We start from the raw sequence: 25,604 nt of genomic DNA, 5'->3' as shown, positions 1-25,604 counted from the left end.
AGGCGTCCGTCGGCACGACCGACGCCGAGCGTGCCGAGATCCTTCGCCGGGCTCGGGGCCGAGGAGCGTGAGCAGCTTCCTCCAGCCTCCCCCCATGCTCACTGCCGTCCTTGTGTTCGCCGGTGTCGCCGCCCTCGTCAACATCACCCCCGGTCTCGACACGTTGTTGGTGCTGCGGGCCTCCCTCGCGCACGGCCGGAAGGCGGGACGCGCCGCCGCGCTGGGCATCCTGCTGGGGTGCCTCGTGTGGGGTCTGGCTGCCGCAGTCGGGCTGACGGCCCTGCTGACCGCGTCCCACATCGCCTACGACGGAGTGCGGATTGCCGGTGCCTGCTACTTGGCCTGGCTGGGCGCCTCGGCATTGTGGCGGACCAGACGCCGCCCCTGTGACGGGGACGGGGACAGCACGGCCCCGGACGAGATCCCGGACGGGCGGATGGCCGCCTTCCGCTCCGGCCTCGGGACGAACCTGCTCAACCCCAAGGCCGGGGTCTTCTATATGAGCCTCGTCCCCCAGTTCCTTCCGCACGGGTCACCCGTGTTCGGCTCCACGCTGCTGTTCACCGCGATCGACGTCATGGAACTGGCCGTGTGGTACTGGGTGGTCAGCGGCGCAGCCGCCGCGCTGGGCGAGCGGCTCCGGAGGCCGTCCTTCCGGCGCCGTACGGAACAGGCGAGCGGCCTCGCGCTGCTCGGATTCGCTGCGGGCCTGGCTGTGGAGAGCACCTGACGAGGAGACGGGAGTGACACCGTCCGGCTCCGGCCGGGTGACAGCTCGATGACGAAGGCCCGGCCCGGGAAACCCCGGACGCTGTTGGTTAATTCGGGCCTGGCAGCACTTCGCCCCGTCGTTATGCGGCGGGGCGAAGTGCTGCCAGGGGGCTGGTGCGGGTGCGTGCGTGGGGTGTGCCGGTGAGCCATGCATTGATGCGGATGAGGTTGACCGCGGCGCCGGTCAGCTGGTGCTGGAGGCTGGTCTTCGGTAGGCCGCGGTAGCGGGATCGGCGCAGGCCGCAGGCTTGCACTGCTTGGGAGATGGTCCCTTCGACTCCGGCACGGATCTTGTAGCGGTCCTTCCACTCGTCGGTTTCCTGGAGTCTCCGGGCCTGCTGAAGTGCTTCGTATTCGTCGTGGGGCCTGAGGTTGATCTCGCGGCGCTGGGCGTTCGGGGAGTTGACGCATTGCCGCAGTTGGGGACATGTGCGGCAGTCCGCGGGGGAGAACCGGACCCGAATGGTGGGCAGCCGGGTTTCCGAACGGCGTTGGTGCCACTGGGTGCTGGTGATGCCGTTCGGGCAGGTCACATGCTGGTTGTCCCAGTCGATGGTGAACGCGTCCTGCCCGAAGGTGGCCTCGCCACGGGCGTGCGGAACGGTCACGGACTTCAGCGGACCGTGCAGCGCGACCCGGTATTCACGGCGGGCGGCGACCAGCGCGCCGCCGTTGGCATAGCCGGTGTCGACCCAGTGTTCGTCGGGCAGCAGATCCCGCTCCGCGAGGCCGGCATGGACCACAGCGGCCATCCGGTCGTCGGGGACCGTGGCGACGGTGGTGGCCACGTTCGTGATCAGGTGCACCGTCTCCGGCTCGCACGTCTCGGTGAGATGGACCTTGAAGCCGTCCCAGAAAGTGTCACGCTTCACACTGCCCCTGGCCTCGGGGTCATAGGGGGTGACCAGGCGTTTCGCGCCCGGCGGCCGGTCTTTTGGGTCCCGCCGTTCCACCTCGCCCTCCACCAGGTGGAAGTGCTGGACCCACAGGTGCCGCAGGAAATCCACCTCCGGCAATGCCCGAAGCGTCAAGGGTGTGCTGTCCGTCCAGACCATCTCCAGCAGACGCATGCCGTCCGCGCCGATCCGGCGCCCCACCTCGACCCGCTTGGCCTGGGACTTAGGGAAACGCGAGTCCTCGATCCGGGTCGCGTAGTGCGTGAACCAGTCCGGCAGCACATGCGCGCACAGCCAGTCCGGTTCGGCGCGGGCCACCGCGTTCAGCGCCGCCCGCAGACTCTCGCCAACCAGCTCCAGCCAGTTCAGCTCACGCGCCGCGGACAACACATGCGTGGAGTCCGTCCGGGCCTTGCCACCCTTGCTGAGCAGTCCCTTCTTCTGGGCAGCGGTCAAGATCCCGTCCAACACCGACCGACCGCCATCCGCGCCGACCAGGCGGTCTCTGAACTCCGACAGCACGGAGAAGTCGAAGCCCGGATCAGTTAGCTCCAGCCCCAGCGCGAACTTCCAGTCAATACGGGCCCGCACCGCCTCCGCGGCCTGCCGGTCGGTCAGGCCCTCGGCGAACTGCAAGAGCACCACCAACGCCAGCCGCCCCGGCGACCAGGCCGCCCTTCCCCGCGCCGGGAACAAATCCGCGAACTGCTCGTCGGTGAACAACGGCCCCAGCTCGTCCCGGACCCGGATCGCCAGACTCCCCCTCGGGAACGCGGCCCGCGCGACCCGCACCGTCTCCGGCGGGATCTCCCCCGGCTCCTTCGGCTGCATCGACACCCGTACCCACCCCATTACGACAACGTCGGCCCTCAAGACCACAACCGGGTCTTGAGGGCCGACGTCACGCACAGGCCCGAATTAACCAACAGCGTCGGGAAACCCCGGGGCCGGGCCTTCGCGTCATGGGGTGCATGGACTACGGAGAGCACCAGGCCCCCGCGCGGTACGAGAGCGGCGACGGCTGTCTGACCACCCTCGTCCGGATTCCGGTGCGGATCGTGGTCCTCGTGCTCGTCCTGCCGGTCCGGATGGTGTGGGACGCGCTCGTCGCCTGCGCCCGCGCCGCGGAGCGGGCGCTGCTCCGGCCGCTGGGGCGGGCGCTGTCCTGGCTGTTCCACGTCCTGGTGGCCGTTCCGGCCGGATGGCTGTGGGCGTGGGTGCTGACGCCACTGGGCCACGGGCTCCGGTGGCTGGCCTGGGCGGTGTTCGTGTGGCCGTGGACCGCGCTCTGGCGGTACGTCGTGGTGCCCGGGGTGCGGTACGGGATCGTCGTCCCGCTCGGTTGGCTCTACGCGGCGGTCCTCACCCCGCTCGGACACGGGCTGCGCTGGGTGTGCCTGGCGCTGCTCGCTCCCGCCGGGCGCGGCGTCCTCACGGGGATCGGATGGCTGCTCAGGGCCGTCCTCGTCCTGCCGGCCGTGGGCGCGTGGCGATACGTCCTGGTGCCCCTCGGGCTGGCCGCCGCCTGGATGGTCCGCCACCTGGTCGTCGTGCCCGCCCGGTGGGTGTACCGCGAACTGCTCACCCCGCTGGGCCACGGCACCGCCTGGCTCCTCGATCTGCTGGCCCGTGGCGTCGCCGCCGGATTCCGGGGGGTGTGGGCCGGTCTCCGGCTCCTGGTGCTGGTGCCTCTCGTCACCCCGCTGGTCTGGGGGTACCAACGGGTGCTCGCCCCCGTGGGCCGGGAGGTCGTGGCCGCGTTCCGGTTCGCCTGGCGCGCCGCCGGATTCGTCTCGCGGGCCGTCGGCCGGGCACTGGCCCGGCTGGCGTGGTACCTGGTCGGGGCGCCGGTGGCCTGGGCCTACCGCACGGTGTGCGCCCCCGTCGGGCATCTCGTGCGGCGAGCCGTGTGGGTCCCGGTCCGGCGGGCAGCCGTCGCGGCGGGCCGGACGGCCCGGGACACGCTGCGCACCGCCCGCGAAACCGTGCGCCAGGCGCGCCGCGACGCGTGGCGGGCACTGGTCGGCGGGCAGCCCGTGCACGAGCCCCGGGAACCGGACAGGCGTGTTGCGCGTACTCTGGGTAGTACAACGACTGTGCCCAGCGCGGCGCCCGAACCAGAGATCTCCCTGCACGGCGGGAAAGCCGCCCAGCGGGGGTGAGCCGGAGCGGACACCCCGGGCCACCCGTATCTCGAGGGCGGTGCGCCACCGCGTCCGCCCCGCACCGAGGAGAAGAACCACTGGGCAAGCGACAGCCCGAAGGCCCGCCGCCCGCACCGGCAGTGCAGCGCGTTCGTCTGCGCTACACCAAGCGCGGCCGCCTCCGGTTCACCAGTCACCGTGACTTCCAGCGTGCCTTCGAGCGGGCGTTGCGCCGCTCAGAGGTGCCCATGGCCTACTCGGCGGGCTTCACCCCGCATCCCAAGGTGTCCTACGCCAATGCCGCCCCCACCGGCACGGGTAGTGAGGCCGAGTTCCTGGAGATCGCCCTCACAGAGGCGCGTGACCCAGATATCCTGCGCGAACTGCTGAACGACTCGCTGCCGGACGGGCTCGACATCACGGACGCCGTGGAGGCCCGCACCTCGGGCCTCGCCGACCGGCTGACCGCCTCCGTCTGGGAGATGCGGCTGGACGGGGTCTCCCACGAGGAGGCCGAGAAGGCCGTGGCCGCCTTCAACGGGGCCGAGACCGTCGAGGTCCAGCGCCGTACGAAGAACGGCGTGCGCAGCTTCGACGCCCGTTCCGCCGTGGTGGAGCTGCGGGCCCTTGATCAACAGGCTGATAGGCCCGAGGTCAAGGCCTGTGCGATACTGCGGCTGGTTGTTCGGCACGTGACACCTGCCGTACGGCCTGACGACGTCCTGTCCGGTCTCCGCGTTGTGGCCGACCTGGCGCCGCCTGTCCCCGCTGCGGTGACCAGGCTGGCGCAGGGGCTCTTCGACGAGGAGTCCGGCACGGTGACCGACCCGCTCGCGCCTGACCGCGAGGCAGCCCCGGCCGTGCTACCCACGGCCACCGGGACCGCCGTCGCGACGGCGCCGGAAGGTGCGGGCACCGCGTAAGGCGGTCGTTGTAGCGCAGCCCTCGGACTGGGTAGCCACCTGGTCCGGGCCGCGCGCAGACCCATAAGACTTTCGCCAGGCCGTGCGCACACCGTGTACGGAACCGGCGAGCCAGACATTCAGCCCCCGTGCGGCGCCCGCGCCCCGGACGGCGGTACCGCTTACACATGCGGACCGTGCCGGACCGGAATCAGACGCGGCGCCCGGGAGCGCGACGGGAGAACCGCCCGCATGCAAGAGCCCACCGAACCCGGCACGACCGGGAACGCAGAAGACAGCAACACCCCCGGGGACAAGCTGCCGCCGCGCCGCAGGCGCCGTGCGGCGTCCCGCCCGGCCGGCCCGCCCTCGGGCGGCGCACCGGGTGTGGCCGGCGCGTCGGCCATACCGGCCGTTGACGCCGGAGAGTCGGACCCCAGCACCGAGAACGCGACCGAGACCGAGGCAGCCCCGCCCGTCCGGGCCCGCCGCCGCGCGGTCCGCAAGGCGACCGCTCCGGCGGGTGCTCCGCAGGCCGCTGAGGCTGTGGAGATCGTCGAGGAGCCCGCTGTGGCCGCTGAGCCGGTCGCGGCTGAGCCGGCCGAGCCGGTCGAGGCGCCGCGTGCGCGTCGTCGTGCGTCCCGTAAGGCGACCGCTCCGGCGGGTGCTCCGCAGGCCGCTGAGGCTGTGGAGATCGTCGAGGAGCCCGCCGCCGTGGCCGCAGAGCCCGTCGCGGCTGAGCCGGTCGAGGCGCCGCGTGCGCGTCGTCGTGCGTCCCGTAAGGCCACCGCCCCGGCGGGTGCTCCGCAGGCTGCTGAGGCTGTGGAGATCGTCGAGGAGCCCGCCGCGGAGGCGAGCCCCGAGCCCGTCGCGGAGGCGCCGCGCGGCCGTGCCCGCCGCAGGGCCTCCGCCCCGGCCGGTGCGCCGCAGGCCACCCGTACCGAGACCGCCGAGCCCGTCGCCGCTGCCGAGCCGGAGGAGGCCGCCCCGGCTGCCGAACCGGCCGAGCCGGCCGAGGCCCCGCGCGGCCGGCGCCGTGCCGTCCGCAAGGCCACCTCCCCGGCCGGTGCCCCGCAGGCCGCGGAGGAGCGCACCGAGGTCCAGACCGGCGAGAGCCTGCCCGAGACCGCCGTCGAGGAGCTGGCAGCCGAGACCGCGGAGGTCGAGGAGGCCGCCCCGCGCGGCCGCCAGCGCCGCCGCGCCACCGCCGCCGCGGGCCGCCCCGAGTTCACCGGCAAGGTCGAGGAGCCCGTGCGCAGGAGCCGCGGCGCCGCCCGCCCCGCCGTCGCCGTGTTCCAGGCCCCGGTCTTCTCCGAGCCGATGTTCCAGACCCCGGAGACCGCTGCCGCGGCCGCCGCCGCTGGGACCGGCACGCACGAAGAGGAGCCCGAGGAAGAGATCGGGACGACCGAGGAGCAGACCCCGGTCGCCGAGGCAGCCGCCCCCGTGGAGGCCCCGCAGGGCGGTTCGCGCCGCCGTCGCCGCCGTCGCGGTGAGGCCGCGGAGGCCGAGCCCGCCGCCGCACCCGCTCCGGCCGCCGCCCCGGTGGAGGAGCAGGCCGCGCAGGAGGACGAGCCTTCGGGCGAGCACGACGCGGAGCACGACGGCGAGGACACCGACGAGTACGGTGACCGGCCCTCGCGCCGCCGCCGTCGCGGTGGCCGTCGCCGCCGTCGCGGTGAGTCCGCGGAGGACGAGAGCACGGAGCAGCAGCAGCCCACCGAAGACACCTTCACCTCGGACCACCGTTCGGACCGCTCGGAGGACGAGCAGGAGCGCGCCCACGAGTCCGAGGACGAGGGCGACCACGACGACCACGACCACGACGACGACAACGACTCCGGCGCCGCCGGTTCGAGCAGCAGCCGTCGCCGCCGTCGCCGTCGCCGTCGCAGCGGTGACTCCTCGTCCGACGCCGAGAACGGCACGGACGACCCGGAGCGCACGGTCGTCAAGGTCCGCGAGCCCCGTAAGAAGGAAGCCGAGCGCGAGCCCGGCACCGGCTTCGACGAGGTCCAGTCCATCAAGGGCTCGACGCGTATGGAGGCCAAGAAGCAGCGCCGCCGCGAGGGCCGCGAGCAGGGCCGCCGCCGGGTCCCGATCATCACGGAGGCCGAGTTCCTGGCCCGCCGCGAGGCCGTCGAGCGCGTCATGGTCGTCCGCCAGAGCGGCGAGCGCACCCAGATCGGCGTCCTCGAGGACAACGTGCTCGTCGAGCACTACGTCAACAAGGAGCAGGCCACCAGCTACGTCGGCAACGTCTACCTGGGCAAGGTCCAGAACGTCCTGCCGTCCATGGAGGCCGCCTTCGTCGACATCGGCAAGGGCCGCAACGCCGTCCTGTACGCCGGTGAGGTCAACTTCGAGGCGCTCGGCATGGCCCACGGGCCGCGCCGCATCGAGACCGCGCTCAAGTCCGGCCAGTCCGTCCTCGTCCAGGTGACGAAGGACCCGATCGGCCACAAGGGCGCCCGCCTCACCAGCCAGGTCTCGCTGCCCGGCCGTTACCTGGTCTACGTGCCCGAGGGCTCGATGACCGGGATCAGCCGCAAGCTGCCCGACACCGAGCGCGCCCGGCTCAAGACCATCCTCAAGAAGATCGTCCCCGAGGACGCGGGCGTCATCGTCCGCACCGCCGCGGAGGGCGCCAGCGAGGACGAGCTGCGCCGCGACGTCGAGCGGCTCCAGGGACAGTGGGAGGACATCCAGAAGAAGTCGAAGAGCAGCGGCAGCTCCAACGCGCCGACGCTGCTCTACGGCGAGCCGGACATGACCGTCCGGGTCGTCCGCGACATCTTCAACGAGGACTTCTCCAAGGTCATCGTCAGCGGCAACGAGGCGTGGGACACCATCCACGGCTACGTCTCGCACGTGGCGCCCGACCTGACGGACCGGCTGTCGCGGTGGACCTCAGAGGTCGACATCTTCGCGACCTACCGGATCGACGAGCAGCTCATGAAGGCGCTGGACCGCAAGGTCTACCTGCCGAGCGGTGGCTCGCTGGTGATCGACAAGACCGAGGCGATGGTCGTCGTCGACGTCAACACCGGCAAGTTCACCGGTCAGGGCGGCAACCTCGAGGAGACCGTCACCAAGAACAACCTGGAGGCGGCCGAGGAGATCGTGCGCCAGCTGCGGCTGCGCGACCTCGGCGGCATCGTCGTCGTCGACTTCATCGACATGGTGCTGGAGTCCAACCGGGACCTGGTGCTGCGGCGCCTCCTGGAGTGCCTGGGACGCGACCGTACGAAGCACCAGGTCGCGGAGGTCACCTCGCTGGGCCTGGTCCAGATGACCCGTAAGCGGGTCGGACAGGGTCTGCTGGAGTCCTTCTCCGAGACCTGCGTCCACTGCAACGGGCGCGGCGTGATCGTGCACATGGAGCAGCCCACCTCGGTGGGCGGTGGCGGCGGCAACGGCAAGCGGTCCAAGAAGCGCCGGGGCGGTTCCGGCCAGGACCACGAGCACGAGCACGGCCACGAGCACGAGCAGGATCACGACGACGAGACCGAGACCGAGGCCGAGGTGGCGGCCGAGGTCGCCGCCCCGCTGGCGCTGCCCGAGCCGGAGTTCGTCGCGGACGAGGAGCTGTACAGCAGTCCGGCAGAGGCCGAGGCGGCAGCAGGGCGCGGCCGTGGCCGTCGCCGGGCGACCCGCAAGGCGACCGCCCCTGCCGGTGCACCGAAGCAGGCGTCCGCGCCCGCTCAGGCGGCCGAGCCGGTCGCGGAGCCGGAGCCCGTCGTGGCGCCCGAGCCGCAGCCAGAGGCCGTCCCGGAGCCGGTTGCCGAGGAGGCCCCGGCCGCCGAGGCGCCCCAGGGCCGCACGCGCCGTCGTGCGACCCGCAAGGCGACCGCCCCGGCGGGTTCGCCTGCTCCGGCGGAGCCGGTGGCCGAGCCGGCCGCGGCCGTCCAGGCGCCGGTCTCCGACGCCGACCCGGTCGCCGCGGAGGACCCGGTCGCCGAGGCTCCGCACGTGGAGGTCCCGGCAGAGGAGCCGGCCGCACCGCCGCGGGCCCGTCGCCGGGCGACCCGCAAGGCCACCGCGCCCGCAGGCTCTCCGGCAGGCACCGAAGAGGCCGCGACCGTCGTGGTGACGGCCTCCACCGAGGCCGAGCCCAAGGCCGAGCCCGAGGCCGAGGCGGCGCCCGCGGGCGACGCCGACGCCGAGTCCGACGCCGCACCGGCCAAGAAGGCGGCCCGCAAGACCGCCAAGAAGGCCACGGCCAAGAAGGCGGCCACGAAGAAGGCGACCACCACGAAGACGGCCGCCAAGAAGACCGCCGCGAAGAAGACGACGGCCAAGAAGGCGGCAGCGAAGAAGACGGTGGCGGCGGAGCAGCAGGCGCCGTCCTCCGTCACCGCTTCGGCGGACGAGGTCTGACCGGCCTCGCACCGTGTGCCCGTACGCAGCCGGACCGGTTCCCCACAGGAACCGGCCCGGCTGCGTACTGCCGCCCCCGGCGCACCACAACCGCCCCGTGGACACGGAAGTCTGAGTACATGCGCAAGATCCAGAAGGCAGTCATACCGGCCGCCGGGCTCGGTACCCGGTTCCTGCCGGCGACGAAGGCGACTCCCAAGGAGATGCTGCCGGTGGTCGACAAGCCGGCGATCCAGTACGTCGTGGAGGAGGCCGCCGCCGCGGGACTGAGCGACGTGCTGATGATCACCGGGCGCAACAAGCGCGCCCTGGAGGACCACTTCGACCGGAACTACGAGCTGGAGTCGGCGCTGACCCGCAAGGGCGACGACGAGCGGCTGGTCCGGGTCCAGGAGTCCAGCGACCTGGCGACCATGCACTACGTCCGCCAGGGCGACCCGCGCGGCCTCGGCCACGCCGTCCTGTGCGCGGAGCCCCATGTGGGCGACGAGCCGTTCGCGGTGCTCCTGGGCGACGACCTGATCGACCCGCGCGACCCGCTGCTGGCGCGGATGACCGAGATCCAGGAGCGCGAGGGCGGCAGCGTCGTCGCGCTGATGGAGGTGGCGCCCGAGCAGATCCACCTGTACGGCTGCGCCGCGGTCGAGGCCACCGCGCAGGACGACGTGGTCCGGGTCACCGGCCTGGTCGAGAAGCCGGACCCGGGCGAGGCGCCCAGCAACCTCGCCGTCATCGGACGCTACGTCCTGGACCCCGCGGTCTTCGGCGTGCTGCGCGAGACGGAGCCGGGCCGGGGCGGCGAGATCCAGCTGACGGACGCGCTCCAGCAACTGGCCGTCGACGAGCGGCTCGGCGGCCCCGTCCACGGCGTCGTCTTCCGCGGCCGCCGCTACGACACCGGCGACCGGGGCGACTATCTGCGGGCCATCGTCAGACTCGCCTGCGAGCGCGAGGACCTGGGCCCCGACTTCCGTAGCTGGCTGCGTGGTTACGTGGCGGCCGAGCTCTGAGAGGCTGTCGGGGCCGTTCCCGTACAGCACCCGGACCCATCACCCGGGACACCCGCACCAAGGCCCACCAAGGCCCACCAAGGAACAAGGAGAACCCCCATGATCGGCATGATTCTCGCGGCCGGCGCAGGCCGTCGTCTGCGCCCCTACACCGACACGCTGCCCAAGGCCCTGGTGCCGGTCGGCCCCGAGGGGAACGAGGAGAGCCTGACCGTCGTCGACCTGACCCTGGGCAACTTCGCCGAGGTCGGTCTGACCGAGGTCGCGATCATCGTGGGCTACCGCAAGGAGGCCCTGTACGAGCGCAAGGCCGCCCTGGAGGCCAAGTACGGCGTCACCCTCACGCTGATCGACAACGACAAGGCCGAGGAGTGGAACAACGCCTACTCCCTCTGGTGCGGCCGTGACGCCCTCAAGGACGGCGTGATCCTCGCCAACGGCGACACCGTGCACCCCGTCTCCGTGGAGAAGACGCTGCTGGCCGCCCGCGGCGACGGCAAGAAGATCATCCTCGCCCTCGACACGGTGAAGAAGCTCGCCGACGAGGAGATGAAGGTCGTCGTCGAGGAGGGCAAGGGCGTCCAGCGGATCACCAAGCTGATGGACCCGGCCGAGGCCACCGGCGAGTACATCGGTGTCACCCTCATCGAGGGCGAGGCGGCCGCGGAGCTGGCCGACGTGCTGAAGACCACCTTCGAGCGGGACCCGGACCTCTACTACGAGGACGGCTACCAGGAGCTCGTCAACCGCGGCTTCAAGGTCGACGTGGAGCCGATCGGCGACATCAAGTGGGTGGAGATCGACAACCACGAGGACCTGGCCAAGGGCAGGACCATCGCGTGCCAGTACTGACCCGGCTGATCCCCGCGCCGGTCGTCGTCGACATCCGGGCCGGCGCGCTGGCGGATCTGGCGGGTGTCCTGGCCGATCAGCGGATCTCGGGTTCCGGGAAGCTGGCGATAGCGATCAGCGGGGGCTCCGGCCTGGCGCTGCGGGAGCGGCTGTCGGCCAGCCTGCCCGGCGCCTCCTGGTTCGAGGTCGGCGGCGGCACGCTGAACGATGCCGTCAAGCTGGCGGAGCAGATGAAGTCAGGTCGGTACGACGCCGTGGTCGGCCTCGGCGGCGGCAAGATCATCGACTGTGCCAAGTTCGCCGCGGCGCGCATCGGGCTGCCGCTGGTCGCCGTGGCGACGAACCTGTCCCACGACGGTCTGTGCTCCCCGGTGGCCACGCTGGACAACGACGCGGGCCGGGGCTCCTACGGGGTCCCGAATCCGATCGCCGTCGTCATCGACCTCGACATCATCCGTGAGGCCCCGGTCCGCTTCGTGCGGTCCGGGATCGGGGACGCGCTCTCGAACATCTCCGCCGTGGCGGACTGGGAGCTCGCACACCGGGTCAACGGCGAGGACATCGACGGACTGGCCGCGGCGATGGCCCGGCAGGCCGGCGAGGCCGTGCTGCGCCACCCCGGGTCCCTGGACGAGGACCGGTTCCTCCAGGTGCTGGCGGAGGGGCTGGTGCTCACAGGGATCTCGATGTCGGTGGCGGGCGACAGCCGGCCCGCCTCCGGTGCCTGCCACGAGATCAACCACGCCTTCGACCTGCTGTTCCCCCGGCGGGCGGCCAGTCACGGGGAGCAGTGCGGACTGGGCGCGGCTTTCGCCATGTATCTGCGCGGCGCCCACCAGGAGTCCGCGCGGATGGCCGCGACGCTGCGGCGCCACGGCCTGCCGGTCACCGCGCAGGAGATCGGGTTCAGCGTGGACGAGTTCGTCTCCGTGGTCGAGTTCGCGCCCCGGACCAGGCCGGGCCGGTACACGATCCTGGAACACCTGAACCTGTCCCCGGACGGGATCAGGGAGGCCTACGCCGGCTACGTCGCAGCGGCCGGGGCCTGAAACGGGGCCCGGTTTGACCGGGGTGTCCCGGGCCCCGTAATCTTGACCGTCGGCGTTTGTTTCGCCACACCTCTGAGCACTGACCTCCCGCTCGTACGGGAGAGGCCGCTCGTCCAATCCGGATCGTCTCGGGTCCCCGGACCCGTGTGAGCGGCTGGCTTCAGGGGTTTCCGCTTCGAGTGAGAGTGAGATCCGCGTGTACGCCATCGTGCGCAGCGGTGGTCGCCAGCACAAGGTTGCTGTCGGCGACATCGTTGAGGTTGACAAGATTCCCACCGCCAGTGTTGGCGACACGGTAGAGCTCTCTACCCTGCTCGTTGTCGACGGCGACGCCGTGACCAGCGACCCGTGGGTGCTTGACGGCATCAAGGTCCAGGCCGAGATCGTGGACCACCACAAGGGCGCGAAGATCGACATCCTTCGCTACAAGAACAAGACCGGCTACCGCCGTCGCCAGGGTCACCGCCAGCAGTACACGGCGATCAAGGTCACCGGTATCCCCGCGGCTGCGAAGTAAGGGACTGAGGAGACATGGCACATAAGAAGGGCGCATCGTCCACTCGGAACGGGCGCGATTCCAATGCTCAGCGGCTCGGCGTGAAGCGCTTCGGCGGTCAGGCCGTCAACGCCGGTGAGATCCTGGTCCGCCAGCGCGGCACCCACTTCCACCCGGGCACGGGCGTCGGCCGTGGCGGCGACGACACGCTGTTCGCCCTCGCCGCCGGTGCGGTCGAGTTCGGCACGCACCGTGGCCGCAAGGTCGTGAACATCGTTCCGATCGCCGGCTGATTTTCGGCGCTCGTCGAGCGGTTTGACGTGGAGGCGGACCTCACTTCCTGTTCGGGAAGTGGGTCCGCCTTTCGCGTGTTGCCCCTGAGAGGGCACGAGCGAGACTTTTCTGCACGTATGTAACTGGAGGTTCCAACCATGACCACCTTCGTGGACCGCGTCGAGCTGCATGCCGCCGCGGGTAACGGGGGCCACGGCTGCGCCTCCGTTCACCGTGAGAAGTTCAAGCCGCTCGGCGGCCCGGACGGCGGCAACGGCGGCCGCGGCGGCGATGTGACCCTGATCGTCGACCAGGCCGTCACCACGCTGCTCGACTACCACCACCACCCCCACCGCAAGGCCACCAACGGCCAGCCCGGTGCCGGTGACAACCGCACCGGCAAGGAGGGCCAGGACCTGATCCTGCCCGTGCCGGACGGCACCGTCGTGCTCGACACGGACGGCAACGTCCTCGCGGACCTGGTCGGCCAGGGCACCATGTTCGTCGCCGGCCAGGGCGGCCGAGGCGGCCTCGGCAACGGCGCGCTGGCCTCCGCCCGGCGCAAGGCCCCCGGCTTCGCGCTGCTCGGTGAGCCCGGCGAGAGCCGGGACATCGTCCTGGAGCTCAAGACCGTCGCCGACGTGGCCCTGGTGGGCTACCCGAGCGCGGGCAAGTCCTCGCTGATCTCGGTCCTGTCGGCCGCCAAGCCGAAGATCGCCGACTACCCGTTCACGACGCTGGTCCCGAACCTCGGCGTCGTCACCGCGGGCTCCACCGTCTACACCATCGCGGACGTCCCCGGCCTGATCCCGGGAGCCAGCCAGGGCAAGGGCCTCGGCCTGGAGTTCCTGCGCCACGTCGAGCGCTGCTCGGTCCTCGTGCACGTACTGGACACGGCGACGCTGGAGTCCGACCGTGACCCGCTCTCCGACCTCGACATGATCGAGGAGGAGCTGAAGCTGTACGGCGGTCTGGAGGACCGGCCCCGCATCGTCGTCCTCAACAAGATCGACATCCCGGACGGCCAGGACCTCGCGGAGATGATCCGCCCGGATCTGGAGGCCCGCGGCTACCGCGTCTTCGAGGTGTCCGCCGTCGCCCGCACCGGGCTCAAGGAGCTCTCCTTCGCGCTGGCCGGCGTCATCGCCGAGGCGCGCGCCGCGAAGCCGGTGGAGGAGGCGACCCGCATCGTCATCCGGCCCAAGGCCGTGGACGACGCCGGTTTCACCGTGAAGCTGGAGGACGACGGCATCTACCGGGTGCGCGGCGAGAAGCCGGAGCGCTGGGTGCGCCAGACCGACTTCAACAACGACGAGGCCGTCGGCTACCTCGCGGACCGGCTGAACCGGCTCGGTGTCGAGGACGCGCTCCGCAAGGCCGGCGCCCGCGCGGGCGACGGAGTGGCCATCGGCGCCGAGGACAACGCCGTCGTCTTCGACTGGGAGCCGACCGTGACGGCCGGCGCCGAGATGCTCGGCCGCCGAGGCGAGGACCACCGCCTGGAGGAGCCGCGTCCGGCCGCGCAGCGCCGTCGCGACCGCGAGGACGAGCGCGACGACGTCAGCAAGGAGTACCAGGAGTTCGACCCGTTCGCGTAAGCGACGAGAAGCCTCCGCAGGTCCCGGTTCCCCTTGGGGAGCCGGGACCGCGTGCTTTCCGGGAGGCCGGGGCCGTCAGGACCGGCCGGCCTGCTCCAGGGCCTCGGCGGGGGAGGGCGCCGGGGTGCGCTCGTCGAGCGGGAGGTAGGGCAGCATCGTCTCCTCGCCCAGGAACACCCGGCGCACGACGCGTTCGGCGGCGCGCCCGTCGTCGTAGTCGCAGAAGCGTTCCCGGAACGCCTTGCGCAGCCCGGCCGACTCCTCGCTCCGCCACTCCCGGGAGCCCAGCACGGAGGCGAGCTGCGCCTGGCTGGTCGCCACGGCGCCCGGGGGCTCGGCCATCAGGTCGAAGTAGGTGCCGCGCACGGCCCGGTAGGTCTCCCAGTCGTCGGCGTAGATCACGATCGGCCGGTCCAGGTTGGCGTAGTCGAACATCGCCGAGGAGTAGTCCGTGATCAGGGCGTCCGCCGCGAGGTAGAGCTGCTCGACGTTCCCGTGCGCGGAGACGTCGATGATCCGGCCGCTGGCCTGGAGGTCGGCGAGCCGGCCGGTCGGCTTGTAGAAGTAGTGGCCGCGCACCAGCAGGGTGACGTCGGGGCCCAGCTCCTCCGCCAGCCTCGGCAGGTCGAGCCGCGGGGCGAAGGACTTCTCGTACTCGCGGTGGGTCGGCGCGTAGAGGAAGGCCGTCGATCCGTCCGCCAGGCCGAGCTCGCTCCGGGCCCGTGAGACGTCCGCCGCGGTGGCGTTGAGGAGTACGTCGTTGCGCGGGTAGCCGGTCTCCAGCGAGGTGTACCGGCAGGGGTACACCCGCTCCCACACGGTGGTGGAGAAGCGGTTGGCGGACAGGCTGTAGTCCCAGCGGTCGCACCGGCGGAGCAGCTTCTCCATGTCCATGCTGGTGGACGCGGGGTACTGGGCCTGGTCGAGGCCCATCGTCTTCAGCGGGGTGCCGTGGTGGGTCTGCAGATGGATCTGGCCGTCGCGCTTGATCACGGTGTCGCCGAAGTTCACGTTGTTCGTGAGGTACTTCGCGCGGGCCATCACCGACCAGTACTCGCGGGACCCGACCACCACGGCCTCGACGCCCTTGGGCACCCGGTCGCGGTGCTCGGACCTGACCGCCCAGACCCGGCGCATGTCCGGGGCCAGCCGGCCCAGCTCCGCCTCGATGGCCGCGGGGTTGCAGGAGTAGCCGCGGCCCCAGTACGCGGAGAACACCGCGAGCTTGTCGTCCAGCGGCATGCGCAGCTGGGACTTGTAGAACATGCCGAGCGCGGCGCGCTTGGCCCGGCCGACCCGGGCCCGGCCGCCCAGCTTGGCCCGGTTGCGCACGTTGTTGACCCGGGTGACGCCGACCAGCGCCGGGTAGGAGTCGAGGCCGAGCAGGGCGTACTTGTAGCCCTTGCCGCCCAGCGGCCGCTGGAAGTCCTCCGGGAGGCGGCTGCGGTAGTCCTTGGCCGCGCGGTGGAAGAACTCGGCGCGGGCGCTCTGCGGCAGCCGGCCGGGCTTCTCCAGGACGGTCAGGAAGTGGTCGGTCATCTTCCTGAAGAGCGCCGGGCGCCAGGAATCCAGCTCCGGCCGCGCGTCCAGATAGGCGAAGACGCGGTCGTACTGGTCGAAGACGTCGAAGTGCTTGCGGCTGACCGTGCGGAGGATGTTCCCGCCCTCACGCCGCTGCCGGTACAGCACGCAGGAGCGGTCCAGGACGGCGATGGTCTCCGCCGAGATCAGCGAGGAGAACGTCCACGGAGCGTCCTCGTAGTAGCCGGGCGGGAAGCGGAAACCGTGCCCGGTGACGAACGCGCGGCGGTAGGCCTTGTTCCACACGATCTGCAGCAGGTCCAGCAGCTGCGGCCGGTCCGCCAGCGCGAAGACGGCGGGACCGCTCTCGTCCAGCAGCTCCGCGCGCTTGTTGCGCAGCAGCCGCCCGTCCCAGTAGGTGCGGGTGTAGTCGAAGACCAGGACGTCCGGGTCGTCCGTCGCGTCGAGGCGCGCCGCGATGGCCGCCAGCGAACCAGGGGCGAGGGTGTCGTCGCTGTCGAGGAACAGCAGATAGTCACCGGTCGCCTCGTCCATCCCCGCGTTGCGGGCGTGTCCCAGACCCACGTTCTCGGTGAGGTGGAGCACACGCACGCGGGCGTCGCGTTCCGCGTATGTGTCGAGGATCGCGCCGGAGCCGTCCGGAGAGCAGTCGTCGACGCCGATGACCTCGAAGTCGGTGAAGTCCTGCTGGAGCACGGAGTCGAGACACTCCCCGATGTACCCCTGCACGTTGTACGCAGGCACGATGAGTGTCAGTCGGGGCATCGTCCACCAGTCCAGAGAGCTGCCGAGGGTGTGTGCGAGGTGCGCGGTGCGCACCGCCGAACAGTGCGGCGGAGTCCAGCACCCGGACAGCGTAATTGATTGCTGTCAGCCACCTTTGAGCGGCAAGGGCGGGCCCGGCGGTCCGGCTTTCCGGGCACGTAGGGTGAACGGGACGGGTTTGGCCTCTGACAGGGAGACGCACGACATGACCTGGATGGTTACGGGCGGAGCGGGATACATCGGCGCACACGTCGTGCGTGCGATGGTCGCGGGCGGTCAGCGGGTCGTCGTGTACGACGACCTGTCGACCGGGAGCGCCGAGAAGGTGCCCGCCGGGGTGCCCCTGGTGACCGGCAGCGTCCTGGACCGCCCGGCCCTGGACGCGGCGATCCGCGAGCACGGGGTGACCGGTGTGGTGCACATCGCGGGCAAGAAGCAGGTGGGCGAGTCCGTCGAGCGGCCCCTGCACTACTACCGCGAGAACGTGACGGGCCTTGAGGTGCTGCTGGAGAGCATGGTCGACGCGGGCGTCGACCGGCTGGTGTTCTCCTCCTCCGCCGCCGTCTACGGCATGCCCGATGTCACCCTCGTCACAGAGGAGACCCCGTGCGCGCCGATGAGCCCGTACGGCGAGACCAAGCTCGTCGGGGAGTGGCTGATCCACGCCGCCGCCCGCGCCCACGGGCTGCGCTGCGCCTCGCTCCGCTACTTCAACGTGGCCGGTGCGGCGTCGCCGGAGCTGGCCGACGCCGGGGTGTTCAACCTGATCCCGATGGTCTTCGAGCGCCTGGAGGCCGGCGAGGCCCCCCGGATCTTCGGCGACGACTACGCGACGCCGGACGGCACCTGCGTCCGCGACTACATCCACGTCGAGGACATCGCCTCCGCCCACCTCGCGGCCGCGCGCCGACTCGAAGAGGCGGAGCGCGGTACGGATCTCACGCTCAACATCGGACGCGGTGAGGGCAGTTCCGTACGGGAGATGGTCGACCGGATCCTCAAGGTGACGGACAACGGGGACATCGCCCCCGAGGTGACCGCCCGCCGCCCCGGCGACCCGGCGCGGGTGGTCGCGGCCGCCGACCGGATCCGGGCGGAACTGGGCTGGTCGGCCCGGTACGGCGTGGACGAGATGATCGACTCCGCCTGGCAGGGCTGGCGGCTGCGCCACCCGTAGACCGGGCACACGGGCGGCGCAGGCGCGTTGCCCGTGGGTTTGGTCCCACGGGCCCTCGCGGCTATCCCTCCGGTGCGGGCTCCAGCGCTTCCTCGCCCGCCGCGTCGGCCTCCGCCGGCGCGCCCCGCTGTGCCGGTATCCCCGGGAGCAGCCGGCGCGCCATCCGTACGCGGTGCTCGTCCGCGATCTCGCACAGCCCGAGGGCGGCCTCGTTGAAGCGTGCGTGGGAGGGCGGGTCGCAGCGGCCCAGGAGATGGAGCTTCAGACCGGCGCGGGCGGCGGCAAGCCCGTCGCCGGCGGGGTGGCGTACCGAGTCGAGGAGGGCGGCGACACCGGCCGCGTCCGGCGTCAGGATCGTCGCCGCCCGGACCGTCGGGAACGCCTCGCGGAACTGCTCCTGGGACAGCTCGCCGGTGTTCGCGACGGCGTACGGCTTCTCGGCCGCCAGGTAGTCCGTGACCACGCTCGACACATCGCTGATCAGCAGGTCCGCCTCGTTGAAGCAGGAGTACAGCGCGGGCTGCGAGGCCGTGATGACCTGGTGCTCCGCCGGCGGGAGCGACGCCCAGTGGGCCGCTTCCCAGGCCGCCGTCGCGGCGGCGACCGCCTCGGCCCGGCCGGGCTCCGGCGTGCTCTGCACCAGCATGCGTTCCGCGTCGTCCGCGTCGTCCCGGAACGAGGCGGTGGTCAGCGCCTTCAGCTCCGCGGCCCGGCGGGCCGGCTCGGCGGCGGCCTGCGGACCGGGGCGCGGGCCGGTGCGGGCGCGGTTGGCCTCGTGGATCAGGGCCTGGACGCGGGCGTCGGCGGCGGCGGCCCGGGGGTCGACGGAGCCGGTCATCGGGTGCGGCTTGTAGAGGAGCCGGACGGCCGGGTCGCGCAGCAGCGCCCGGACGATGTTCTCGCCGGCCAGGACGATCGAGGTGTTTCCCGGATTGCCGTCCCAGCCCTCCCAGGTGGGGGCGTAGAGCACGGTCGTGTACGGACCGGCGGGCGGGCCCGCGTACGGGGCGATCGGGGCGAGCTGGGGGCGGCCGATCTCCACCACGTCGCGGTCCTCGATGCCGACGTCGGCCAGCGCGTAGCGTTCGCGCGCCGCCGGTCCGGCGACCCACACCTCGTCGTACGCCTTCGCGTACGGGTTGCAGCTGGAGAGCTTGTCGCTCTCGCCGTGGTTGACGAAGGCGTGTTTGATCGACGGGATCCGCAGGACCTGCGAGGTCTTGCCGGAGTTGGCGGGGTGGATCAGCAGCTTCAGGGTGGAGTGCTCCAGACGGAGCAGCTGGGCGACCTTGGGGATGCACACGATGGGGATGTCCGTGGCGCCGATGCGCTGCATCATGAAGCGCTCGCGCAGCACGATCACCGGGCGGCCGTCGAGTCCGGACAGCGCGTCGAGCCACATGTTGGCCTGGTACGCGGACGAGACGCCGCCGGAGAAGTACATGCCGACGGTCGGCCGGTACTCCGCGAGCCAGCCGTCGAACCAGTCCAGCACCTCCTGGGGCGACGCGGGGCGGCGCCGGACCAGGCACCGCACCAGCCGGGCCAGCGCGAGGGCGGCGAGGACGGCCGACAGCGCGATGCCCGCCGCGCCGAACTCCGGCTCGTCGCTCGCGGCCGTCACCAGCAGGCCCGCGGTCGCGGGCAGCCCGAACAGCAGCAGCCGCGGCCCGTGCCGGCGCATCAGCAGGGCCGGGGGCGCCGGGGTGATGCCCAGGGCGGAGGCGTCGATATTGCGGGTGAGCAGCGGCAGGGTCCGCGCACCGCGCACCCGGATCGCCGCCGCGTGGCCGGCGAAGTGGAGCGCGTAGAAGAGGAGCAGGCCGAGGACGAGCGGAAGGTAGACCGTTTCGCGGTGGTCGCCGCCGAGCCGGAGCAGCCCCACGATCAGCAGGAAATCGCAGGTCAGCCGACGCACCATGACATCGGCCCTGACCTTGGCGAGCAACGAGACCTGGCCGGGCCGCCACCGGTGCAGGGCTGCCTCGGCCAGCAGGTTGGCGGCCGTCGCGGTGGCCAGCAGCGCGAGGTGCGGGACGGCGGCCGCGGCAGCCTGGGCGGCGAAGGACGCGGCCAGTACGGCGAGGGGGAGGGCGTGCGCGGCGTACCGCAGGAGCGGGGGGAGTGGTTGCACTGGGGGACTCCAATGAGCGCGAGCGCTCGCGTGCGCCGTGGGCCGCTCCGACGTATCGGTGCGGCCCACCGGGCGGGCCGGTCCAGGACCGGTGCGCCCGGTGGGCAGGGGTGGTGTGGGGGTTCAGGCGCCCCACCATATGGAGGGCGGCTCGTCCGTTCATGAGACGAGCGTGAAGGATTCGTGAGAGTAGAGCGGATGGGCACAACCCGTTCCAGGGTTCAGGAATTGGTGTGATGTGTCCTCGGAAGTGCGGATCACGCCTGGCCGGCGGCCGGGGCGCCGCGGCCGATCGCGGGAACCGATGCAGTCGTCATCCAGTTCGACGCAGTGAAATGCGTTTCCGCACCCGAGAGCCGGGCGGACGTGGAAAGGTGACCCACGGTTACGGATTTCCGTCGCTTTTCGTCCGGATGTGTCGGTAATGGGCCATGAGGGCTGTTTTGCCGTAGATAGGGCAGCGAATCTAAGTAAGGTCGCCCGACAGGTCGCAGCCGCGACAGGACCGCCATCTCATCGTGGGGGCAGAAACAGTGAAGGCTCTCGTACTTTCCGGTGGGGCAGGCACCCGGCTTCGTCCCATCACCCACACCTCGGCCAAACAGCTGGTCCCGGTGGCGAACAAACCTGTGCTGTTCTACGGCCTGGAGGCCATCGCGGAAGCGGGCATCACAGAGGTCGGCATCATCGTGGGCGACACAGAGGAGGAGATCCGCGCGGCGGTCGGGGACGGCTCCCGGTTCGGTATCGACGTCACCTACATCCCGCAGTCCGAACCGCTCGGCCTCGCCCACGCGGTCCTGATCGCGCAGCGCTTCCTCGGTGACGAGGACTTCGTCATGTACCTCGGGGACAACTTCATCATCGGCGGGATCACCGGCCTGGTCGAGGAATTCCGGGCGGACCGGCCCGATGCCCAGATCCTGCTGACCCAGGTGCCCGACCCGACCTCGTTCGGCGTCGCGGAGCTGGACGGGGACGGCAGGGTGGTGGCCCTGGAGGAGAAGCCCAGGGAGCCCAAGAGCGATCTGGCGCTCGTCGGCGTCTACCTCTTCACCCGGGCCATCCACGAGGCGGTCCGCTCCATCCGCCCGTCCTGGCGCGGCGAACTGGAGATCACCCACGCCATCCAGTGGCTGATCGACCAGGAGCGCGACGTCCGTTCCACCATGATCCGCGGGTACTGGAAGGACACCGGCAACGTCACCGACATGCTGGAGGTCAACCGGACCGTCCTGGAGAGCGTCGAACCCTCCACCGAGGGCGCCCACGTCGACGACGAGAGCGAGATCATCGGCCGGGTACGGATCGAACCGGGCGCCCGGGTCACCCGCAGCCGGATCGTCGGCCCCGCCATCATCGGCGCCCGCTCGGTGATCAGCGACGCCTACGTCGGACCGTTCACCTCGGTCGCCCAGGAGTGCCGGATCGAGGACAGCGAGATCGAGTACTCCATCGTGCTTCGGGGCGCCTCGATCGACGGCGTCCGCCGCGTGGAGGCCTCCCTCATCGGCCACGAGGTCGAGGTGACCCCCGCCCCCCGGAGCCCCTCCGCCCACCGTCTCGTCCTCGGCGACCACAGCAAGGTGCAGATCTCCTCATGACGACCCACATCCTGGTGACCGGCGGCGCCGGCTTCATCGGCTCGCACTACGTCCGCACGCTCCTGGGCCCGGACGGACCCGGTGACGTGGCCGTCACGGTCCTCGACAAGCTCACCTACGCGGGCAACCCGGCCAACCTCGACGACGTCCGCGACCACCCGGGCTTCTCGTTCGTGCGGGGCGACATCTGCGACGCGGAGCTGGTAGGCGGCCTGATGGCAGGACACGACCAGGTGGTGCACTTCGCCGCCGAATCGCATGTGGACCGCTCCATCGACGGCGGCGCCGCCTTCGTCCGCACCAACGTCGTGGGAACCCACACCCTCGTCCACGCCGCACACCTGGTGGGCGTCTCGACCTTCGTGCACATCTCCACCGACGAGGTCTACGGATCGATCGACGAGGGCTCCTGGACCGAGAGCGAACCCCTCGCCCCCAACTCCCCGTACTCCGCCTCCAAGGCGTCCAGCGACCTGATCGCGCTCTCGTACCACCGCACCCACGGGCTCGACGTGCGGGTGACCCGCTGCTCCAACAACTACGGGCACCACCACTTCCCCGAGAAGGTCATCCCGCTCTTCGTCACCAACCTCCTGGAGGGCCGCCCGGTACCGCTGTACGGCGACGGCGCCCACGTCCGCGACTGGCTGCACATCGACGACCACGTCCAGGGCATCGAACTCGTCCGCACCCGGGGCCGGGCGGGCGAGGTCTACAACATCGGCGGCGGCACCGAGCTGTCCAACAAGGAGCTCACCGGACTGCTGCTGGAGGCCTGCGGCGCCGACTGGGACGCGGACGTCACCCACGTCGAGGACCGCAAGGGCCACGACCGGCGCTACTCGGTGGACTGCACCAAGATCCGCGAGGAGCTGGGATACGAACCGGGCAAGGACTTCCGCAGAGGCCTCGCGGAGACCGTGCGCTGGTACCGCGAGAACAGCGCCTGGTGGGAGCCGCTCAAGGAGAGGGCGGCGCTGTGAGCCCGGTCTGGCTGGTCACCGGGGCGGCCGGAATGCTCGCGCAGGACCTGCTGGCGGCCCTCGCCCACGAGGACGTCACCGCCGTCGCGACGGACCGCGAGGCCCTGGACATCGCGGACCCGGACCGCGTCCGCGAGGCGTTCGCCGCCCACCGCCCCTCGGTCGTGGTGAACTGCGCCGCCTGGACCGCCGTCGACGACGCCGAGAGCCAGGAGGACGCCGCGCTGCGGGTCAACGGCACCGGACCCGCGGTCCTCGCGCGGGCCTGCCGCGAGCACGGCGCCGTCCTGCTCCACGTCTCCACGGACTACGTGTTCGCCGGGGACGGCGCCCGGCCGTACGGGGAGGACGCCCCCACCGGCCCGCGCAGCGCCTACGGACGCACCAAACTCGCGGGCGAACGCGCCGTCCTGGAGACCCTCCCCGAGACCGGCTACGTGATCCGCACCGCCTGGCTCTACGGGGCCGGCGGCGGCAACTTCGTCCGGACGATGATCAGGCTGGAGGGCGCCAAGGAGACCCTCGACGTGGTGGACGACCAGCGCGGCCAGCCCACCTGGACAGTCGACCTGGCGGCCCGGCTGGTCCGGCTCGGCCGGGCCGCGCTGGCGGGCACCGCCCCGGCGGGCGTCTACCACGGCACCAGCGGCGGCGAGACGACCTGGTTCGGCTTCACCCAGGAGATCTTCCGGCTGCTCGGCGCCGACCCCGCCCGGGTCCGCCCGGCCACCAGCGAGGCCTTCGTCCGGCCCGCCCCCCGCCCCGCGTTCAGCGTGCTCGCGCAGAGCCGCTTCGAGGCGGCCGGCATCGAGCCGATCCGGGACTGGCGCACCGCCCTGGGCGAGGCGTTCCCGGCGCTGCTCGCCGCGGAACGCCCCTGATTCTGCTCAGCGGCCCGGCCCGGCCCCGCTGAGCACCGGTCCGCTCCCCGCCCGCAGTCCGGCGGGCGGCGGACCGGCCGTCCGCAGCCGCGCGTAGTACGCCTCGCACTCCGCGTACGAGGGCAGCAGCCCCTGCTCCTCGGCCTCTGCCAGCGAGGGAGCCGCCGCGTCCTTCCCGGACAGCAACGGGGCGACGTCCAGCGGCCAGTCGATGGCCAGCTCCGGATCGAGCGGATCGATGCCGTGCTCACGCGCCGGCGCGTAACCCTCCGAGCAGAGGTACAGGACGCACGCGTCGTCCGTCAGCGCCATGAAGGCGTGGCCGAGCCCCTCCGCGAGGTAGACCGCCCGGTGACCGCTGTCGTCGAGGCGCACCCCCTCCCACCGCTTGTACGTGGGAGAGCCGGCCCGGATGTCCACGATCACGTCGAGCACCGCGCCACGCACGCACTTCACGTACTTCGCCTGGCCCGGCGGCACATCGGCGAAGTGGATCCCGCGCAGCGTGCCCCGGGCGGAACTGGAGAAGTTGGCCTGCGCGAGCCCCAGCGGGTGTCCCTGCGCCGCGTCGAGATCCGAGGCCCTGAACCACTCGTGGAAGCTGCCTCGGCCGTCCGTGAGGACCTCGGGCTCGTGCACCCAGGCCCCTGGAATGGAGAGCTGGCGCATGCGATCACGTCCTTGTTCCTGAAGTTGCTGAAGTCTCTGGAGCTGGTGGAGCTGCTGAAGTTGCTGGAGTCGCTGGAGTCGCTGGAGTTGTCGGGATTGCCTGGGTTTCTCGAATCCGTCGGCAGTACTGCCGACAACTGCTGCAACGAGAAGCGGGGCATTCCGGACACGGAGCGGCACGGATCAGGATGAACCGGGGTCCACCGTGCGGAACGCCCACGCGCCGATTCCGGCGCTCGCGTAGATTGCGGATTCCGATCGAGGGCGAACCACGGGGGATACGCGTGTCAGGGGCAAGGCAGGGCGTCACGGAGGCCCGCAGGATCGTCGTCAAGGTCGGTTCCTCCTCCCTCACCACCGCAGCGGGCGGCCTCGACGCCGACCGCGTCGACGCCCTCGTCGACGTGCTCGCCAAGGTGCGCGGCGGCGGTGAGCGGGAGGTCGTGCTGGTCTCCAGCGGCGCCATCGCGGCCGGACTCGCCCCGCTCGGCCTGCACCGCAGGCCCAAGGACCTGGCCAGGCAGCAGGCCGCCGCCAGCGTCGGCCAGGGACTGCTCGTCGCCCGCTACACCGCCTCCTTCGCCCGCTACGGCGTACGCGTCGGCCAGGTCCTGCTCACCAGCAACGACACCAGCCGCCGCGCCCACTACCGCAACGCCTACCGCACCCTGGACCAGCTCCTGGACATGGGCGCGCTGCCGATCGTCAACGAGAACGACACCGTTGCCACCGACGAGATCCGGTTCGGTGACAACGACCGGCTCGCCGCGCTCGTCGCCCACCTGGTCCGCGCCGACCTGCTGATCCTCCTCTCGGACGTGGACGGCCTGTACGACGGCGACCCGAGCATCCCCGGCACCACCCGCATCGCGGAGATCACCGGCCCCGCCGATCTGGCCGGGGTCAGCATCGGCAGCGCGGGGCGGGCGGGCGTCGGGACCGGCGGCATGGTCACCAAGGTCGAGGCCGCCAGGATCGCCACCGCCGCGGGCATCCCGGTCGTGCTGACCTCGGCCAGCCACGCGGCGGACGCGCTGGCCGGCCGCGACACCGGTACGTACTTCCACCGCACCGGACGCCGCAGCGCGGACCGGCTGCTGTGGCTGGCCCACGCCTCCACCCCGCAGGGTGCGCTGACCCTGGACGACGGTGCCGTGCAGGCGGTCGTCGAGCGCCACAGCTCGCTGCTGCCGGCCGGGATCGCCTCGGTGGAGGGCGAGTTCGCCGCGGGCGACCCGGTGGAGCTGCGCGATCTGCGCGGCCGGCCGGTGGCCCGGGGACTCGTCAACTTCGACGCGAAGGAGATCCCGCAGCTCCTCGGCCGCTCCACCCGCGATCTGGCACGCGAACTGGGGCCCGCCTACGAGCGCGAGGTCGTACACAGGGACGATCTTGTAGTTCTGCACGGCTGACGGGCCCCTGAAACGGCTGAAAGTCCAGCCTTCGGGCAGAGACCTTCACGAAAACCGCCCCACGCC

Annotated in this window: 20 protein-coding genes; 16 read left to right on the top strand and 4 right to left on the bottom strand. The window is 71.6% G+C overall.

Features of this window, described 5'->3' with window-relative positions; all coding sequences use genetic code 11:
• Positions 1–94 precede the first annotated feature (94 nt).
• Positions 95–730 (top strand): LysE family translocator, encoded by a 636-nt coding sequence (locus OG892_RS12305; protein WP_371629132.1) that lies wholly within the window; start codon positions 95–97, stop codon positions 728–730.
• Between the two features lie 121 nt (positions 731–851).
• Here OG892_RS12305 and OG892_RS12300 read toward each other — a convergent pair whose 3' ends face one another.
• On the bottom strand, positions 852–2,504 hold the full coding sequence (locus tag OG892_RS12300) for an IS1182 family transposase (RefSeq protein WP_371629131.1): 1,653 nt from the start codon (positions 2,502–2,504) through the stop codon (positions 852–854).
• 134 nt (positions 2,505–2,638) lie between these two features.
• Here OG892_RS12300 and OG892_RS12295 point away from each other — a divergent pair, with 134 nt between their 5' ends.
• The 9 genes from OG892_RS12295 to obgE all read left to right on the top strand — a co-directional run bounded on the left by OG892_RS12295 (position 2,639) and on the right by obgE (position 14,371).
• Positions 2,639–3,829, top strand: a complete 1,191-nt coding sequence (locus OG892_RS12295; RefSeq protein WP_371629130.1) for a hypothetical protein — start codon at positions 2,639–2,641, stop codon at positions 3,827–3,829.
• Between the two features lie 122 nt (positions 3,830–3,951).
• Positions 3,952–4,734 (top strand): TIGR03936 family radical SAM-associated protein, encoded by a 783-nt coding sequence (locus tag OG892_RS12290; RefSeq protein ID WP_371629129.1) that lies wholly within the window; start codon positions 3,952–3,954, stop codon positions 4,732–4,734.
• 231 nt (positions 4,735–4,965) lie between these two features.
• Positions 4,966–9,093: an Rne/Rng family ribonuclease gene (locus OG892_RS12285; protein WP_371629128.1), complete on the top strand. Its 4,128-nt coding sequence runs from the start codon at positions 4,966–4,968 to the stop codon at positions 9,091–9,093.
• Between the two features lie 119 nt (positions 9,094–9,212).
• Positions 9,213–10,103, top strand: coding sequence for a UTP--glucose-1-phosphate uridylyltransferase GalU (gene galU, locus OG892_RS12280; protein ID WP_371629127.1), 891 nt, complete (start codon positions 9,213–9,215; stop codon positions 10,101–10,103).
• 99 nt (positions 10,104–10,202) lie between these two features.
• Complete coding sequence (locus OG892_RS12275) at positions 10,203–10,955, top strand: sugar phosphate nucleotidyltransferase (RefSeq protein ID WP_371629126.1); 753 nt, start codon at positions 10,203–10,205, stop codon at positions 10,953–10,955.
• Positions 10,943–12,004: an iron-containing alcohol dehydrogenase family protein gene (locus tag OG892_RS12270; RefSeq protein ID WP_073739045.1), complete on the top strand. Its 1,062-nt coding sequence runs from the start codon at positions 10,943–10,945 to the stop codon at positions 12,002–12,004. The genes OG892_RS12275 and OG892_RS12270 overlap by 13 nt, the downstream gene beginning before the upstream one ends.
• A 196-nt stretch (positions 12,005–12,200) precedes the next feature.
• Positions 12,201–12,521, top strand: coding sequence for a 50S ribosomal protein L21 (gene rplU / locus OG892_RS12265; protein WP_024494442.1), 321 nt, complete (start codon positions 12,201–12,203; stop codon positions 12,519–12,521).
• A 14-nt stretch (positions 12,522–12,535) separates the two neighbouring features.
• Positions 12,536–12,793 (top strand): 50S ribosomal protein L27, encoded by a 258-nt coding sequence (gene rpmA, locus OG892_RS12260; RefSeq protein ID WP_018103204.1) that lies wholly within the window; start codon positions 12,536–12,538, stop codon positions 12,791–12,793.
• Positions 12,794–12,931: 138 nt separating this feature from the next.
• Positions 12,932–14,371, top strand: a complete 1,440-nt coding sequence (obgE, locus tag OG892_RS12255) for a GTPase ObgE (RefSeq protein ID WP_073739046.1) — start codon at positions 12,932–12,934, stop codon at positions 14,369–14,371.
• Between the two features lie 75 nt (positions 14,372–14,446).
• Here the strand turns inward: obgE and OG892_RS12250 are convergent, their stop codons facing one another.
• On the bottom strand, positions 14,447–16,678 hold the full coding sequence (locus tag OG892_RS12250) for a bifunctional glycosyltransferase/CDP-glycerol:glycerophosphate glycerophosphotransferase (RefSeq protein WP_073739078.1): 2,232 nt from the start codon (positions 16,676–16,678) through the stop codon (positions 14,447–14,449).
• A 205-nt stretch (positions 16,679–16,883) separates the two neighbouring features.
• Between OG892_RS12250 and galE the strand changes: the two genes are divergently transcribed.
• Positions 16,884–17,855, top strand: coding sequence for a UDP-glucose 4-epimerase GalE (galE, locus tag OG892_RS12245; RefSeq protein WP_371629125.1), 972 nt, complete (start codon positions 16,884–16,886; stop codon positions 17,853–17,855).
• Positions 17,856–17,916: 61 nt separating this feature from the next.
• On the opposite strand, the gene OG892_RS12240 is transcribed toward galE, so the two are convergent.
• Positions 17,917–19,989, bottom strand: a complete 2,073-nt coding sequence (locus tag OG892_RS12240; protein ID WP_371629124.1) for a hypothetical protein — start codon at positions 19,987–19,989, stop codon at positions 17,917–17,919.
• Between the two features lie 533 nt (positions 19,990–20,522).
• Here OG892_RS12240 and OG892_RS12235 point away from each other — a divergent pair.
• From OG892_RS12235 to rfbD, 3 genes are read left to right on the top strand one after another with little or no spacing between them, the layout of a single operon-like run.
• The gene (locus OG892_RS12235; RefSeq protein WP_327340573.1) at positions 20,523–21,593 is read left to right on the top strand and encodes a glucose-1-phosphate thymidylyltransferase; all 1,071 of its coding nucleotides are present in this window, start codon (positions 20,523–20,525) and stop codon (positions 21,591–21,593) included.
• Entirely contained in the window at positions 21,590–22,576 is a 987-nt protein-coding gene (gene rfbB / locus OG892_RS12230) for a dTDP-glucose 4,6-dehydratase (RefSeq protein WP_371629123.1), read from the top strand. Before OG892_RS12235 ends, rfbB begins: the two co-directional genes overlap by 4 nt.
• Before the next feature lie 32 nt (positions 22,577–22,608).
• Positions 22,609–23,457 (top strand): dTDP-4-dehydrorhamnose reductase, encoded by an 849-nt coding sequence (gene rfbD / locus OG892_RS12225; protein ID WP_371631625.1) that lies wholly within the window; start codon positions 22,609–22,611, stop codon positions 23,455–23,457.
• Positions 23,458–23,463: 6 nt separating this feature from the next.
• Here rfbD and rfbC read toward each other — a convergent pair whose 3' ends face one another.
• Positions 23,464–24,126 (bottom strand): dTDP-4-dehydrorhamnose 3,5-epimerase, encoded by a 663-nt coding sequence (gene rfbC / locus OG892_RS12220; protein ID WP_073739052.1) that lies wholly within the window; start codon positions 24,124–24,126, stop codon positions 23,464–23,466.
• Positions 24,127–24,138: 12 nt separating this feature from the next.
• On the opposite strand from rfbC, the gene OG892_RS12215 reads away from it, so the two are divergent.
• Together OG892_RS12215 and proB are read left to right on the top strand one after the other, a co-directional pair.
• Positions 24,139–24,318 (top strand): hypothetical protein, encoded by a 180-nt coding sequence (locus OG892_RS12215; RefSeq protein WP_371629122.1) that lies wholly within the window; start codon positions 24,139–24,141, stop codon positions 24,316–24,318.
• Between the two features lie 92 nt (positions 24,319–24,410).
• Complete coding sequence (gene proB / locus OG892_RS12210) at positions 24,411–25,538, top strand: glutamate 5-kinase (protein ID WP_073739054.1); 1,128 nt, start codon at positions 24,411–24,413, stop codon at positions 25,536–25,538.
• Positions 25,539–25,604: the final 66 nt, after the last annotated feature.

Origin of the sequence: Streptomyces sp. NBC_00341, from assembly GCF_041435055.1 — a bacterium.
Lineage (GTDB): Bacteria > Actinomycetota > Actinomycetes > Streptomycetales > Streptomycetaceae > Streptomyces.
This window is presented reverse-complemented; position numbering and strand designations above follow the sequence as displayed.